Raw genomic sequence first — 13,723 nt, forward strand, 5'->3', positions numbered from 1 at the left:
GGTTTTTCGTCAAACAATTAAACTCCTTAGATGATAGCGAAGATTTCTTCTTCTTTCATGATAAGGTAATCTTTACCTTCAAACTTAAGCTCAGTGCCGGCATATTTACCATAAAGCACAGTGTCGCCCACTTTTACAGTCATTTCGTAGTCTTTTGTACCGTTACCTACGGCAACAACAACACCTTTAGATGGTTTTTCCTTGGCAGTGTCAGGAATAAAAAGACCTGAAGCTGTTTGTGTTTCAGCGGCAACCGGTTCTACCAGAACACGGTTTGAAAGCGGTTTAATGTTTAAAGCCATATTATGTGTTATTTTTTGTTTGTTAAAATTAATTTTTGATGCAATCAGTTTTTCAGAAATTGTGCCAATTTAAATTTCTGCCAAATTTACAGGTAAAAAAAATGCCAGCTTTGACAGGCTGGCATTTTTTTGAAGATATATTGTATATATTCTTAGTTCTGTGGTTGTGCAGCAGGCGTAGCAGGTGCGCCTGTGGCAGGTGCAGCAGCGCCATTAGCAGGAGCAGTAGCGCCATTAGCAGGAGCAGTAGCTCCGTTTGCAGGTGCCTGGGCAGCAGGTACAGCACTTTCGTCAGTAAGTGGTTCAGATGAGCCACCTGAAGCAAGACTTACAGTAGATAGTATAATAAGCACTACAAGGATACCGGCAAGTACTGCGGTACTTTTGTCAAGGAAATCGGTAGTTTTTTGTACACCACCCATAATTTGCGGTCCGCCTATAGATGAAGAAAGTCCTCCTCCTTTAGGGTTTTGTACCATAATTACTACGATAAGCAAAAAGCTCACTATGATTATAAATACTAAAAAAATGCTGAAACTAATCATTGTTCTTTATTAATTGTTATTTTGTTGTAAATCTTTTATTTCTAAAATACGGTCTGCAAAGAAAGCACTTTTTTCCGGATATTTCAAAATTAAAATTTCATAAGCCTGTATGGCTTTTGCATATTTTTTTTGCTCCAGGTATACGCGTGCCAGTGTTTCGGTCATCAAGCCCGGTGTATCACCGGTTTTCTTGCTCAGGTTTTCCCACGCCGATGTATCTGTCTTAACCGGTGTTATCTTAGGGCTGGCCTCTATAAAGCGGTCTATCAACTCCAGTTTTTTATCAAGCGCTGTTGGTGCTTCCGGGGCTTTTTCCTTAGTAGGTGCTGCCTCAGGTTGAAGTGCAGGAGTAGTGCGGTCTATTGGTTTAAGCCTTGATAATTGCAACCATTCGGCAAAGGAATGTTTTTCACTTTGCTCAAATTTTAGCGGACTGCCAATAGGTTCGGGGCTTATGGTTATCTCAGTTGCTGTTTCTGCTACAGGAGTTGGTTCCGGTTCTGTGATTTCTAAAGGTGCCGAAACTTCCTCAGCCGGTATAGTTTCTTCCGGAACGATTGGTGTAATTGTTTCGGGTTCCTTAATGAGCATTTTTATAGAGCGTTCCAGCTTTTCTATACTGCTCAGCGGGGTAGGGTCGGCCTTCAGCTGTGGTTCTTCTGCGATAACAGGGGTAGGGGCAACTGTAATTTCTTCCGTCACCTCTATTGCTGCTACAGCTTTTTCGTTTGCTTCAAGCTGTTTGTAATCAATGCTTCTAAACTCTTCTGAAGTAATAAACTCAAACAAAACCGTACGGTCTGTGGTATACGCTGCTGTTTTTTTCAGTTCGCCGTTATACCGGAAACTGTCTTTATTATATAGTCCTTTAAGGTATACCGCACGGGCGCTTTGCAGGTACGGGAATTCCATGAGGATACTTTCCAGTTCCGCAGCCTGCCTGTCGTTTAACGAATAAGGCTTATTAAGCAGGTATGTGTAGTCTTTTGTATTCAATTTTTGTTGATGGTTGATGGTTGTTAGTTATTAGTTGTTGGTCTTACTCGGGTCGAGTGAAGTTTCCAAAAACCAACAACTGACAACCAGCAACTAATTTACCATTTCGCCAGCGACTCGTTAAAGATGTCCTGGGTTATGCGTTCAAAAATATCGTTTAAAGCGCTGTCCAGTGTTGCACCGTTTAGCAGCTTGTTTGCATCATAATCATAATAAAAACTGAAAGGTTTTTCAAAGTTGTCCTTTTCGTTCTTTTTGTTTGTAAACCTTACGTTTACGGTAATGGTAAGCCTGTTTTGTGCCGTCCTTTGATTAGCAGTAGCCGTCATCGGGCTAATCCTGTACTGGGTTATTTCGCCTTCGTATACAAGGTCTGCGTTGTTGCCACCCGGTGCTAAACTGGTTTGGCCCTGAATAAGATCCTGTAGCCTTCGTGTAAAAGTGCGCTCTATGCCGGGCTCCACAACATCTGCATGGTTCTGGAAATTATTCACCTGAAAGGTCTTTACATCGTTGCCAATGTTAGTGCCGTTAAAGCTGTATTTGCTACTGCTGCCACTGCCGCATCCTAAAACAGGAAGTAGTGCGCATAACAGTATTATTTTTATGATACGCATTTTATTAGAGTTTATAGTTATCGGTTGTTAGTCTTACTCTGGTTGAGTGAAGTTTCCAAAAACCAACAACTGACAACCAACAACTAATTTACCATTTCGCCAGCGACTCGTTAAAGATGTCCTGGGTTATACGTTCAAAGATTTCTTCAAGGGCAGTAGTTAATACTCCTCCGGTAAGCAGTTCGTTTGCGGCGTAGTCGTAGTAAAAACTAAAGCGTTTCTCAAAGTTATCATCTTCCTTAAATTTATTTGTAAAACGCACCATAACACTTATGGTAAGCCTGTTTTGTGCAGCGGTTTGGCTGGCGGTGGCTGTCATGGGGGTTACGCGGTATTCGGTAATTTCTCCTTCATACAGCAGGTCACCGTTGCTGTTGGTAAGGCTCAGGTTCGTCTGATTCTGTATCAGGTTTTGCAGCCTTTGGGTAAAGGTTCGTTCTATACCCGGTTCAACTACCTCTGCCGTGTTCTGAAAGTAATTTACCTGAAAAGTTTTCACCTTTGGGTCTATGTTAGAACCCGAAAGCGAGTAAATCCCGCATCCGCTAAGCGTAAGTAGCACCACAAAGGCGGGTAATAATTTTAATAAGCGTAAAAAAGGCTTACAAGTCATATTGTTTTATTTTTCTATATAAAGTCCTTTCAGAAATGCCAAGCTCATCGGCGGCGGCCTTGCGCTTGCCTTTGTTTCTTTCCAGGGCTTTTTTAATCAGTTCTATTTCTTTTTCGTCCAGCCTAAGTGTTTCTTCTTCCTCTACGGTATCGGCATACAGGTAGTTACCGTCATAGTCATCATCGTCCTCGTCATGATCTATAATGGGTTCTGCATGGCTTACTACCGGTTGCGGAGCATATACCTCGGGGCGGTGGTCCAGGTATTCCTGCCTGTTGCCGTTTTCCTGTCCGTATATGCGCTGAATCAGTCCTTTGTTGTTTTCCTGTACCTTGGTGCTGTTGCCGTTTTGCATCAGTTCCATAGTAAGTTTTTTCAGGTCGGTAATATCCGCACGCATGTCAAACAGTATTTTGTACAGAATCTCGCGCTCGTTTGTAAAATCGCTTTCCTGTTTTTTATCCGGAATAACGGCAGGGAGGTTACTCACCACACCATCGGGCAAATACGCGGCAAGCGCACTCCCGGTTATGTTTCGGTTTGTTTCTAAAACGGAAATTTGTTCTGCAACATTGCGCAGCTGGCGAATATTTCCGCTCCAGCGGTATTTCATCAGTACGTTTACTGCGTCGTCTTCCAGTTTTATTGGAGGCATTTTGTACTTGTGTGCAAAGTCTGACGCAAACTTACGAAACAGCAGGTGAATGTCATCCTTACGGTCGCGTAGGGGAGGGAGCATAATTTCAACTGTGCTAAGGCGGTAGTATAAATCCTCACGGAACTTGCCTTTTTGTATGGCGTCAAACATGTTTACGTTTGTGGCCGCTACTATACGCACATTAGTTTTCTGCACCTGACTCGACCCAACTTTTATAAACTCACCATTCTCCAGCACGCGCAGCAGGCGTACCTGGGTGGTAAGTGGCAGTTCGCCTACTTCGTCCAGGAAAATGGTGCCACCGTCGGCTACCTCAAAATACCCCTCGCGGGTAGAAGTTGCACCGGTAAAGGCGCCTTTTTCGTGACCAAAGAGTTCACTGTCTATAGTACCCTCGGGTATTGCACCACAGTTTACGGCTATGTACTTGCCGTGCTTACGGTGTGATAGGGCATGTATAATCTTCGGAATGCTTTCCTTACCTACACCGCTTTCTCCGGTAACCAGTACCGAAATATCAGTAGGAGCTACCTGTATGGCTTTCTCTACCGCGCGGTTTAACTTCGGGTCGTTCCCTATTATTTCAAATCGTTGTTTTATGGCTTGTACGCTTTCCATACATTTGTTTGTTTCAAGTTTAAGGTTTTAAGTTTTTACTCAATCCCTAAATCTTACTTAAGCGATACTTTTTTGTTGTTGGTTTCATGTTTAAAGTTTCAGGTTTCAAGTTGTTGGGCTTAATAGTCAAACGCGATTTTCACGTTGCACAACCTGTAACCTGAAACTTTAAACCTGAAACAAAAATTACTGCATTTCACTATACCCCACGGCATCGCCTATCAGCGTGGCCGATGTGCATTCTGTTACCAGCACGTTTACAAAATCGCCCGGTTTGTAATCGCCTTTCGGAAAAACAACCGTAGTGTTCTGTGAGTTACGGCCGCTCCAGTGGGCATCGCTGCGTTTAGATGATTTTTCTATAAGCACCTCTACCACCTGGCCTACAAAACGCTGGGTACGCTCCAGTGCCATTTTTTGCTGCAGGTTAATGATTTCGGTAAGGCGGCGGTTCTTTACATCGTCCGGCACATCGTCTTCCATTTTACGGGCGGCAAGTGTACCCGGGCGTTCGCTGTAGGCAAACATAAACCCGAAGTCGTACTTACAGTGCTCCATTAGGCTCAGGGTGTCGGCGTGGTCTTCCTCAGTCTCAGTAGGGAAACCGGCTATCATATCCTGCGAAAGCGAAATATCCGGGATAATGCGGTAAATGTTGTCTACCAGCGCCATGTATTCTTCACGGGTGTGCTGGCGGTTCATTTCCTTAAGTATACGGGTACTGCCGCTTTGTACCGGCAGGTGAATGTATTTACATATATTATGGTGTTTTGCCATAACCTCTATTACCTCCAGGTGCATATCCTGCGGGTTAGAAGTACTAAAACGGAAACGCATTTTAGGGAATGCTATAGCTACCATATCCAGCAGTTGTGCAAAGTCTACCGCAGTAGCTTTTTGCATATCGCTGGCTTTTTCAAAGTCTTTTTTAAGGCCGCCACCGTACCATAGGTAGCTGTCCACGTTTTGGCCAAGTAGCGTTACTTCCTTAAAACCTTTGTCCCAAAGCTGCTGAATTTCTTCCATAATGCTTTGCGGCTCACGGCTGCGCTCACGTCCACGGGTAAATGGCACCACGCAGAAGGTACACATGTTGTCGCACCCACGGGTTATCGATACAAATGCGGTAACACCGTTGCTGTTTAGCCTTACGGGAGATATGTCGCCGTAGGTTTCTTCCTTGCTCAGGATTACGTTTACGGCATCGCGGCCTTCTTCCACTTCCTTAAGCAGGTTTGGCAGGTCTTTGTAGGCATCGGGGCCTACCACCATGTCTACAATCTGCTCTTCTTCCAGGAACTGGCTTTTAAGGCGTTCGGCCATACAGCCCAGTACGCCCACCTTCATGCCCGGGTTAATTTTTTTTACGGCGTTATATTTTTCAAGCCTTTTGCGCACGGTTTGTTCTGCCTTATCGCGTATAGAGCAGGTGTTTACCAGTACCAGGTCGGCTTCCTCTAAATTCTGGGTAGTGTTATAGCCTTCATTGGCCAGGATAGACGCCACAATTTCGCTGTCCGAGAAATTCATCTGGCAGCCGTAGCTTTCTATAAACAGTTTTTTGGTGTTTCCTTCCTTTTGTTCCAGCACCAGGCTGTTGCCCTGCTTGTTTTCTTCAATTATCTTTTCCATAAATACACTACTGCATCTTACTTTTAGAATGGGCAAAGATATAGATAAAAATCAATATACTGCCAAGTTGACAGCTATAGTCGCGGAAAATTTTTTCATCTATATATACATATATAATATGTATGGGTGCTTAAACGTGCCTTAAAATGGCATATTTTAAAATCACTAAAACACTATATTTAAAAAAAACACATACTTTTGCCCCCAAAGAAGAGTTTGTATGGCAAAGAATTTAGTGATCGTTGAGTCACCCGCAAAGGCAAAGACCATTGAAAAATTTTTAGGGAAAGACTATCAGGTAGAGAGCAGCTACGGCCACATAGCCGACCTTCCGAGCAGGGAGATGGGGGTGGATGTAGAGAAAGGCTTTAAACCGAAGTATGAAGTTTCTCCTGATAAAAAGGCATTGGTTAAGAAACTCAGGGATCTTTCTAAATCGGCAGAAACCGTATGGCTGGCTTCCGATGAGGACCGCGAGGGTGAGGCGATAGCATGGCACCTGGCGGAAGAACTGAAACTGGACCAGAAGAAAACAAAGCGTATCGTTTTTCATGAAATTACCAAGACTGCCATACAAAAAGCCATAGAAAACCCACGCGGTATTAACTACAACCTGGTAAATGCGCAACAGGCGCGCCGTGTGCTGGACAGGCTTGTGGGTTACGAACTTTCGCCTGTGCTTTGGAAAAAAGTAAAAAGCGGCCTTTCTGCCGGTAGGGTACAGTCGGTTTCTGTACGTCTTATCGTAGAGCGCGAACGCGAAATACAAAACTTTAAAGCCGAAGCTTCTTTTAGTATTACTGCCGAATTTGCCAACGAAGCAGGTAAAACCTTCAAGGCAAAACTGCCTAAAAACTTTGCAACAAAACAGGAAGCACAGGATTTCCTGAATAAAAATATCGGTTCGGCTTATAAAGTGGCCGACCTTGAAACCAAGCCGGCTAAAAAATCTCCGGCGGCTCCATTTACTACATCTACACTACAACAGGAGGCTGCGCGTAAGCTGTATTTTCCGGTAGGTGTAACCATGATGCTGGCGCAAAGGCTGTACGAAGCGGGACTTATTACTTATATGAGAACTGATAGCGTAAACCTGAGCAACGAGGCTATGGCTGCTGCCGAGGCGGAAATCATCCGTTCTTACGGTAAGGAGTTCAGCCGCCCGCGCAACTACAATACCAAGAGTAAAGGGGCACAGGAGGCGCACGAAGCCATCCGTCCTACAGATATGACCCTGCACGGTGTAAATATAGACCGCGACCAGGCAAGGCTTTACGACCTGATTTGGAAGCGTACCCTTGCTTCTCAAATGAGTGATGCACAACTGGAGCGTACCAATGTGAAAATAGATGCCAATAACCACAAGGAACAGTTTACTGCTTCGGGCGAGGTATTGATGTTTGAAGGGTTTCTTAAAGTATACCTTGAAGGGCATGACGACGATGAAGAAGAACAGGAAGGAATGCTGCCTGCACTGCGTGTAGGTGAAAACCTTGCTAACAATTATATCACCGCTACCGAGCGTTTCAGCCGTCCGCCGGCACGCTATACTGAGGCTGCCTTGGTTAAAAAGCTTGAAGAGCTGGGTATAGGCCGTCCGTCTACGTATGCACCTACCATTAGTACCATTATCAGCAGGAACTATGTTGAGAAAGGTAACTTTGAAGGACAGCGTCGCGAATACGCACAGCTTACCCTAAGGGCAGGTGGTATAAAACAGGAACTGCTTAGTGAAAATGTAGGTTCAGATAAAGGTAAACTGGTACCTACTGATATAGGTACTATTGTGAACGACTTTTTGGTGAACCACTTTGATGGTATTATGGATTATAACTTTACTGCTAAGGTAGAGGAGGATTTTGATGCCATAGCGTCGGGTAATGAAGACTGGACGCAGATGATGGAGGATTTTTACAGTCATTTCCATCCTACGGTAAAAGATGTTGAAAAAAATGCCGACCGCGAATCGGGTGAGCGTATACTGGGAACAGATCCTAAATCGGGTAAGCCGGTAAGTGTACGTTTGGGTAAATTTGGTCCAATGGCCCAGATAGGTGATGCTGAAGATGAGGAAAAACAATTTGCCAGCCTGCTTCCGGAACAAAATATAGGAACCATAAGTCTTGATGAGGCGCTTGGCCTTTTTGCCTTGCCTAAAATCTTGGGTACATACCAGGGTGAAGAGGTGGAAGTAAACAACGGTCGTTTTGGTCCGTATGTGCGTTTTGGTAAAACCTTTATTTCGTTGCCAAAAGGCGAAGATCCTCTTGATGTAACCCTGGAAAGAGCTCAGGAACTGATAGGGGAGAAGCAACAGGCAGATGCTCCGATAGGAGAATACGAAGGTCATCCGGTGCAAAAAGGGGTGGGGCGTTTTGGTCCATTCATTAAATGGAACGGAATGTTTATCAATGTAAGTAAGAAATATAATTTTGACAGGCTTAGCCAGGATGATATTGTAAACCTTATAGAAGATAAGCTGCAAAAAGACCAGGATAAGGTGGTTCATAACTGGGAGAGCGAAGGTATTCGTGTAGAAAAAGCACGTTGGGGCCGTTCGGTTATCCTGAAAGGAAAAATAAAAATAGAGCTGGGTAAAGAAACCGATGCTGCTGCGCTTACGCTTGAACAAGTGCAGGCTATGATAGCTGAGAAAACCCCTGCTAAGAAAACTGCGGCTAAAAAAGCGCCTGCAGCTAAGAAAACAACTACTGCCAAAAAGAAATAATAACAAATGGGATTTGAATTTTTACAGCCCGTAAATGATAATGTGCTTGCTTTTCGCGAGGAGCTTTCTGTGCAGACATTGGGCAAAAAAATAATTGTCCATAGTGCAGAAGAAGGTTTTCCGGAGCTTGAAGATGTAAAAATAGCTTTTATAGGTGTACTGGATAATCGTGGCCAGCTTGATGAGCAGCGCCAGCACGTACACCTTAATTATATACGTAAAGAATTTTATGGCCTTTATCCAGGTAACTGGCATGTAAACATGGCCGATTTAGGGGATATTCAGCCGGGAGAAGCTATAAGTGATACTTATTATCTGGTAAAAACGGTTACAGAGCAGCTTGTAAAGCAGGGAGTAATTCCTGTATTTATTGGTGGTGCACAGGATTTGGCGTATGCTGTTTACCGTGGTTATGATAAGCTGGAACAGATGGTAAACTACGTAAATGTAGATGCCCGTTTTGATTTTGGTAAAGAAGATGAATCCATGTCTGCCCGTTCTTTTGTAACCCGCATGGTTATTGAAGAGCCTCATAATTTGTTTAATTACAGTAACGTAGGTTATCAAACGTATTTCAATCCTCAGGAAGAAATAGACCTGATAGAAAAACTGTACTTTGATGCGTACAGGCTTGGTGAGGTGTGTAAAGATATTACGCTAGCCGAGCCGGTGTTTAGGGATGCCGATTTTGTAAGCATTGACATGAGTGTTGTAAAATCGGGTGATTCTGGAAATATTGTTAAATTTATGCCAAATGGTTTTGATGGCAAAGAAATTTGTATTTTAGCGCGGTACTCAGGTATCAGCGACAAAGTTTCCTCATTCGGCATATTTAATCATAGCGATACCCGACAGGAGTCAGTGCTAATTGCCCAGGTACTTTGGTACTTTGTGGAAGGAGTGAACTTCAGGTCGGGCGAATTTCCGTTCGGAACCCGTGAGAATTATACTAAATATATCGTTGCTCTCGATGAAGAAGAGATAGTGTTTTTTAAGAGTGATGTAACGGATCGTTGGTGGATTGATGTGTTTAGTAATAAAATTGGCAATAATAAAGTTAAAACTACTGCGTTATTACCATGTAGCTACCAGGATTACCTAACGGCTTGTAATAATGAGTATCCAGAGCGATTATGGAAAGCTCAAAGAAAGAACATAATTTAACGGTTTTTATATAAAAATGCTCTTAAAAAGCTGAACTTGTTAATTGTTTTGTTAGCGAAAGCTTTTTTGAGTAAAAAAATTGTTTTTTTAAAAAAATATAAATAGGTTTACGCCCTTAAAAATAGAATACATTAATAACCCGAATTTATGAAGAAGTTCATTGCATTAACAGCAACTTTATCGTTACTAATCAGCTGTGGCTCCAGTGACCGTGGAGAACTAGTGGGTGTTAGAGGAAAGAAGTGGAGGCCTGAGAAGCCTTATGGTATGACTTTGGTTCCTGGTGGCGCTTACATCATGGGTAAGTCTGACGACGATTTGGCTAATGTTCAGGATGCTCCTACAAAAACCGTTACTGTACGTTCATTTTATATGGACGAATCAGAAATTACAAACAGCGAATACCGTCAGTTTGTAGAATGGGTAAAGGATTCTACTATCAGGACTAGGCTTGCTATTCTTGCAGATGAGCAGGGTCAGAAGCCAGGTGGTGGAGGTATTGGTGAATACGCATTTAAAGATCAGGCTGCAGAAGGTGAGGATCAATCTCCTTACGACAAATACATGTATGAGAACTACTACAGTGTAGGTCTTGATCCTAATGATCCGTATTCAGGACGTAAGCTTAACCATAAAGCTAAGCTTATTAAAGATCCGCAAAAATACCCGGATGAGTATTATGTGGAGGTAATGGATTCTATGTATTTGCCGGAATCGGAGTCTTACAACGGGTTAAAGACTCTTGATGTATCTAAACTTGTATTTACTTATAAGTGGCTTGATATAGAAGCTGCTGCAAAAGATAAAACTAAAAACAGCAGGACGAAGAGGAGTAAATATCTTGTTCCTGAAAAAGTTCAGGTATATCCTGATACTACTGTGTGGATTAAGGACTTTGCTTATTCATATAACGAGCCAATGCACAACGACTATTTTTGGCATGATGCTTACGGTGAATATCCTGTAGTGGGTGTTAGCTGGGATCAGGCAAAAGCGTTCTGTGCATGGAGGACTCTTTATAAGAATACATTCCAAAAATCTAAGAAAAGGCAGTTTGTAAACCAGTTCCGTCTTCCTACTGAAGCTGAATGGGAATATGCTGCAAGGGGTGGCCTGCAATCAGGTACTTTCCCTTGGGGTGGTCCTTATGCTAAGAACGACACAGGTTGTTTCCTTGCTAACTTTAAGCCAAGCAGAGGTGACTATGCTGCTGACGGTGCTCTTTATACAGTAGAGGCTAACTCTTTTGATCCTAACGACTTTAACCTGTACAATATGGCAGGTAACGTTTCTGAGTGGACAGATTCATCTTATGATGCCAGTTCTTATGAGTATGTATCTACAATGAACCCTAACGTTTCAGATCGTAAAAACCAACGTAAAGTTGTTCGTGGTGGTTCTTGGAAAGATGTGGCTTACTTCCTTCAAAACGGTACTCGTGACTGGGAATACAGGGATTCTGCAAGGAGTTACATAGGCTTCAGGACTGTACAGGATTACATGGGTACTGAAAGTACTGCTACAAGGCAATAATTAAAAGATCTATTTTGTACCAACTTAATTTTTTGAATATTAATTAACTTAACTAAAAACTAAAATTATTTATTATGGCACTACCACAAAGAGTAATGAACATGGCTTATGGTCTTGGAGCAGCGGTTGTAATCATCGGGGCACTTTTTAAACTGATGCACTGGCCGGGTGCAAGTGAGATGCTTATTGCTGGTCTTGGTACTGAAGCATTTATCTTCGCAATGTCTGCTTTCGAGCCTGTACACAAAGAACTTGACTGGTCTCTTGTATATCCAGAACTAGCTGGTGGAGAACCTACTAAGAAAGATGCTAAAAAAGAATCTCCTTCTGAAGCTTCTGGTCTTCTTTCTCAAAAACTTGACACACTACTTAAAGAAGCTAAAATCGATGGCGAGCTTATGTCAAGCCTTGGTAACAGCATCAAAAACTTCGAATCTGCTGCTAAAGGTATAGCTCCAACTGTTGATGCAGTTGCTTCTACTAAAAAATACAGCGAAGAAATGACTTCTGCTGCTGCTCAAATGGAAGCGCTTAACAGCCTTTACAAAATCCAACTTGAAAGCGCTGAGCGTAATGCTGCTGCTAACAAGGATATCGCAGAAAACGCTGCTAAACTACAAGGTGAAATGGCTGCAATGACTAAAAACATTGCTCAACTTAACAGTGTATATGGCGGAATGCTTTCTGCTATGGGCAACAGGGGCTAATTACATTGCTAATTAGGAATTAATCAACAAGTTAAAAACAAAAAGAAAGACTAATTAGAAATGGCAGGAGGTAAATTAACCCCAAGGCAAAAGATGGTGAACCTGATGTATCTGGTTTTCATCGCTATGATGGCCTTAAATATGTCGAAAGAGGTACTTTCCGCTTTCGGTCTGATGAACGAAAAGTTCGAAGCGTCTAATAAAGGTGCTGTTGAAAATAACGAAGGTCTGTTCCAGGCGCTTTCTCAGAAAGCTACAGACGACCCGTCTCACTATGGTGAAGCGAAGAAACTTGCTGATCAGGTTAAAACTATTTCAGCTGATTTTTATGCTTACATAGAAACTCTTAAAGGTGATATTACTAAAGACATCGAAAAAGAGCCAAGTGGAAAACTTCCATTTGAGCAGATGGATAAAGGTGATAAAATTGATGAGGCTTGGTTTGCCGGTGACGGCTACTCTAACAAGGGTAAAGAGGTTCTTGGTAAAATTGAAGGTTATAGGAATGCTATGATTGCTCTGCTTAAGTCTGACAAGAAATATGCAGGTATGGTTAGCGATCTTGAATACAAATTCAATACAGCTGACGTTAAGGCTCATGATGGTGCAATGAAGAAATATCTTGATTACAACTTCAAAGGCTTCCCTGCTATCGCTTCACTTACTAAGCTTTCTGCTATGCAGAACGATGTTAAATCGATAGAAGCTGCTATATACAGTGGTGCTCTTGGAAAAGCTGCACTTGCTCAGGCTTCAATGAAAAACTTTACAGCTCTTGTTGTACTTGATAAGAATGCATACTTTGAAGGTGAAAAAGTAACCGGTAAAGTAGTTCTTGGTAAGTATGATGAGAACACTAAGCCTACAAGCTTCCAGGGGCCTGGTAAAATTGAGAACGGTCAGGCTGTTCTTAACTTTAACGCTGCTGGTGTAGGTGAGCACGATATCAACGGTAAATTCGTATTTACTGAAGAAGGTAAATCTGTGCCGCTTGACTTTAAAGGTCAGTATGTAGTTGTGCCAAGGCCAAATTCTGCTACGGTTTCTGCTGATAAAATGAACTCAGTATACCGTGGTGTTGTTAACCCTATGACTATATCATTTGCAGGTGTATCTGATAAAGATGTAACTGTTAATGCTCAAGGTCTTACTAAAGGTTCTAAGACTGGTCAGTACAACTGGTCTGTAACTAACCTTCCAGGTGAGACAGCTGTTGTAACTGTTACTGCAAAACTTCCTGACGGAAAAACGGTAAGCGATAAGAAAACTTTTGTTATTCGTGATATTCCTAGGCCAATACCTACAATTAGAGGTAAAGAAGGTAACGGTAAAGGTAGCAAAGAAGATCTTAGCGTATCTGAAGTGAAAGTTGCTTTCCCTGGTTTCGTATTTGATGTTCAAACTGTAGTGAAGAGCTTCGAGCTTCAGGTTCCTGGTAGCCCAAGGATGAAAATTCAGGGTAACAGGTTTGACAGTGCTGCTAAAGCTGCTATTGCTAAAGCCCGTAAGGGTGATGTTATCATTGTAGGTAGCATTCAGTGTGATGTAGTTGGTGCTGGTGGTTACAAGGTTAAAGAATCTACAAGCTTCGCTTGGGAAGTACAATAATT

Annotated in this window: 12 protein-coding genes; 5 read left to right on the forward strand and 7 right to left on the reverse strand. The window is 42.6% G+C overall.

The window, feature by feature from the left end:
• Positions 1-26 precede the first annotated feature (26 nt).
• The 7 genes from groES to miaB all read right to left on the reverse strand — a co-directional run bounded on the left by groES (position 27) and on the right by miaB (position 5,981).
• Complete coding sequence (groES, locus tag ACLI1A_RS16790) at positions 27-302, reverse strand: co-chaperone GroES (RefSeq protein WP_411409843.1); 276 nt, start codon at positions 300-302, stop codon at positions 27-29.
• A gap of 152 nt (positions 303-454) precedes the next feature.
• A complete protein-coding gene (gene secG, locus ACLI1A_RS16795) occupies positions 455-847 on the reverse strand; it encodes a preprotein translocase subunit SecG (RefSeq protein ID WP_411409844.1) in 393 nt (130 codons plus the stop codon).
• A 9-nt stretch (positions 848-856) separates the two neighbouring features.
• Positions 857-1,843 carry a hypothetical protein gene (locus ACLI1A_RS16800; RefSeq protein WP_411409845.1) on the reverse strand — a complete coding sequence of 329 codons (987 nt, stop codon included), beginning with the start codon at positions 1,841-1,843 and terminating at the stop codon, positions 857-859.
• Between the two features lie 98 nt (positions 1,844-1,941).
• Positions 1,942-2,460, reverse strand: coding sequence for an LptE family protein (locus ACLI1A_RS16805; protein WP_411409846.1), 519 nt, complete (start codon positions 2,458-2,460; stop codon positions 1,942-1,944).
• A gap of 88 nt (positions 2,461-2,548) precedes the next feature.
• Positions 2,549-3,073: an LptE family protein gene (locus tag ACLI1A_RS16810; protein ID WP_411409847.1), complete on the reverse strand. Its 525-nt coding sequence runs from the start codon at positions 3,071-3,073 to the stop codon at positions 2,549-2,551.
• Entirely contained in the window at positions 3,063-4,349 is a 1,287-nt protein-coding gene (locus ACLI1A_RS16815; protein ID WP_411409848.1) for a sigma-54 interaction domain-containing protein, read from the reverse strand. The genes ACLI1A_RS16810 and ACLI1A_RS16815 overlap by 11 nt, the downstream gene beginning before the upstream one ends.
• 186 nt (positions 4,350-4,535) lie before the next feature.
• A complete protein-coding gene (gene miaB / locus ACLI1A_RS16820; RefSeq protein ID WP_411409849.1) occupies positions 4,536-5,981 on the reverse strand; it encodes a tRNA (N6-isopentenyl adenosine(37)-C2)-methylthiotransferase MiaB in 1,446 nt (481 codons plus the stop codon).
• Positions 5,982-6,201: 220 nt separating this feature from the next.
• Here miaB and topA point away from each other — a divergent pair, with 220 nt between their 5' ends.
• The 5 genes from topA (at position 6,202) to gldM (ending at position 13,721) form a co-directional block, all read left to right on the forward strand.
• Complete coding sequence (topA, locus tag ACLI1A_RS16825; RefSeq protein WP_411409850.1) at positions 6,202-8,709, forward strand: type I DNA topoisomerase; 2,508 nt, start codon at positions 6,202-6,204, stop codon at positions 8,707-8,709.
• Between the two features lie 6 nt (positions 8,710-8,715).
• Positions 8,716-9,873: a formimidoylglutamase gene (locus ACLI1A_RS16830; RefSeq protein WP_411409851.1), complete on the forward strand. Its 1,158-nt coding sequence runs from the start codon at positions 8,716-8,718 to the stop codon at positions 9,871-9,873.
• 147 nt (positions 9,874-10,020) lie between these two features.
• The gene (gldK, locus tag ACLI1A_RS16835; protein ID WP_411409852.1) at positions 10,021-11,406 is read left to right on the forward strand and encodes a gliding motility lipoprotein GldK; all 1,386 of its coding nucleotides are present in this window, start codon (positions 10,021-10,023) and stop codon (positions 11,404-11,406) included.
• Positions 11,407-11,480: 74 nt separating this feature from the next.
• Positions 11,481-12,113: a gliding motility protein GldL gene (gldL, locus tag ACLI1A_RS16840; protein ID WP_411409853.1), complete on the forward strand. Its 633-nt coding sequence runs from the start codon at positions 11,481-11,483 to the stop codon at positions 12,111-12,113.
• A 60-nt stretch (positions 12,114-12,173) separates the two neighbouring features.
• Positions 12,174-13,721, forward strand: coding sequence for a gliding motility protein GldM (gene gldM / locus ACLI1A_RS16845; protein WP_411409854.1), 1,548 nt, complete (start codon positions 12,174-12,176; stop codon positions 13,719-13,721).
• Positions 13,722-13,723 lie beyond the last annotated feature (2 nt).

Source organism: Flavobacterium sp. RHBU_3 (assembly GCF_046613565.1).
In the GTDB taxonomy this organism is placed as follows: Bacteria; Bacteroidota; Bacteroidia; order Flavobacteriales; family Flavobacteriaceae; genus Flavobacterium.

What these genes read in the sequence shown, in the direction of transcription:
- groES (WP_411409843.1), bottom strand. Translation starts at nt 302, where the DNA reads ATGGCTTTAAACATTAAACCGCTTTCAAACCGTGTTCTGGTAGAACCG.
- secG (WP_411409844.1), bottom strand. Translation starts at nt 847, where the DNA reads ATGATTAGTTTCAGCATTTTTTTAGTATTTATAATCATAGTGAGCTTT.
- ACLI1A_RS16805 (WP_411409846.1), bottom strand. Translation starts at nt 2,460, where the DNA reads ATGCGTATCATAAAAATAATACTGTTATGCGCACTACTTCCTGTTTTA.
- ACLI1A_RS16810 (WP_411409847.1), bottom strand. Translation starts at nt 3,073, where the DNA reads ATGACTTGTAAGCCTTTTTTACGCTTATTAAAATTATTACCCGCCTTT.
- ACLI1A_RS16815 (WP_411409848.1), bottom strand. Translation starts at nt 4,349, where the DNA reads ATGGAAAGCGTACAAGCCATAAAACAACGATTTGAAATAATAGGGAAC.
- miaB (WP_411409849.1), bottom strand. Translation starts at nt 5,981, where the DNA reads ATGGAAAAGATAATTGAAGAAAACAAGCAGGGCAACAGCCTGGTGCTG.
- topA (WP_411409850.1), top strand. Translation starts at nt 6,202, where the DNA reads ATGGCAAAGAATTTAGTGATCGTTGAGTCACCCGCAAAGGCAAAGACC.
- ACLI1A_RS16830 (WP_411409851.1), top strand. Translation starts at nt 8,716, where the DNA reads ATGGGATTTGAATTTTTACAGCCCGTAAATGATAATGTGCTTGCTTTT.
- gldK (WP_411409852.1), top strand. Translation starts at nt 10,021, where the DNA reads ATGAAGAAGTTCATTGCATTAACAGCAACTTTATCGTTACTAATCAGC.
- gldL (WP_411409853.1), top strand. Translation starts at nt 11,481, where the DNA reads ATGGCACTACCACAAAGAGTAATGAACATGGCTTATGGTCTTGGAGCA.
- gldM (WP_411409854.1), top strand. Translation starts at nt 12,174, where the DNA reads ATGGCAGGAGGTAAATTAACCCCAAGGCAAAAGATGGTGAACCTGATG.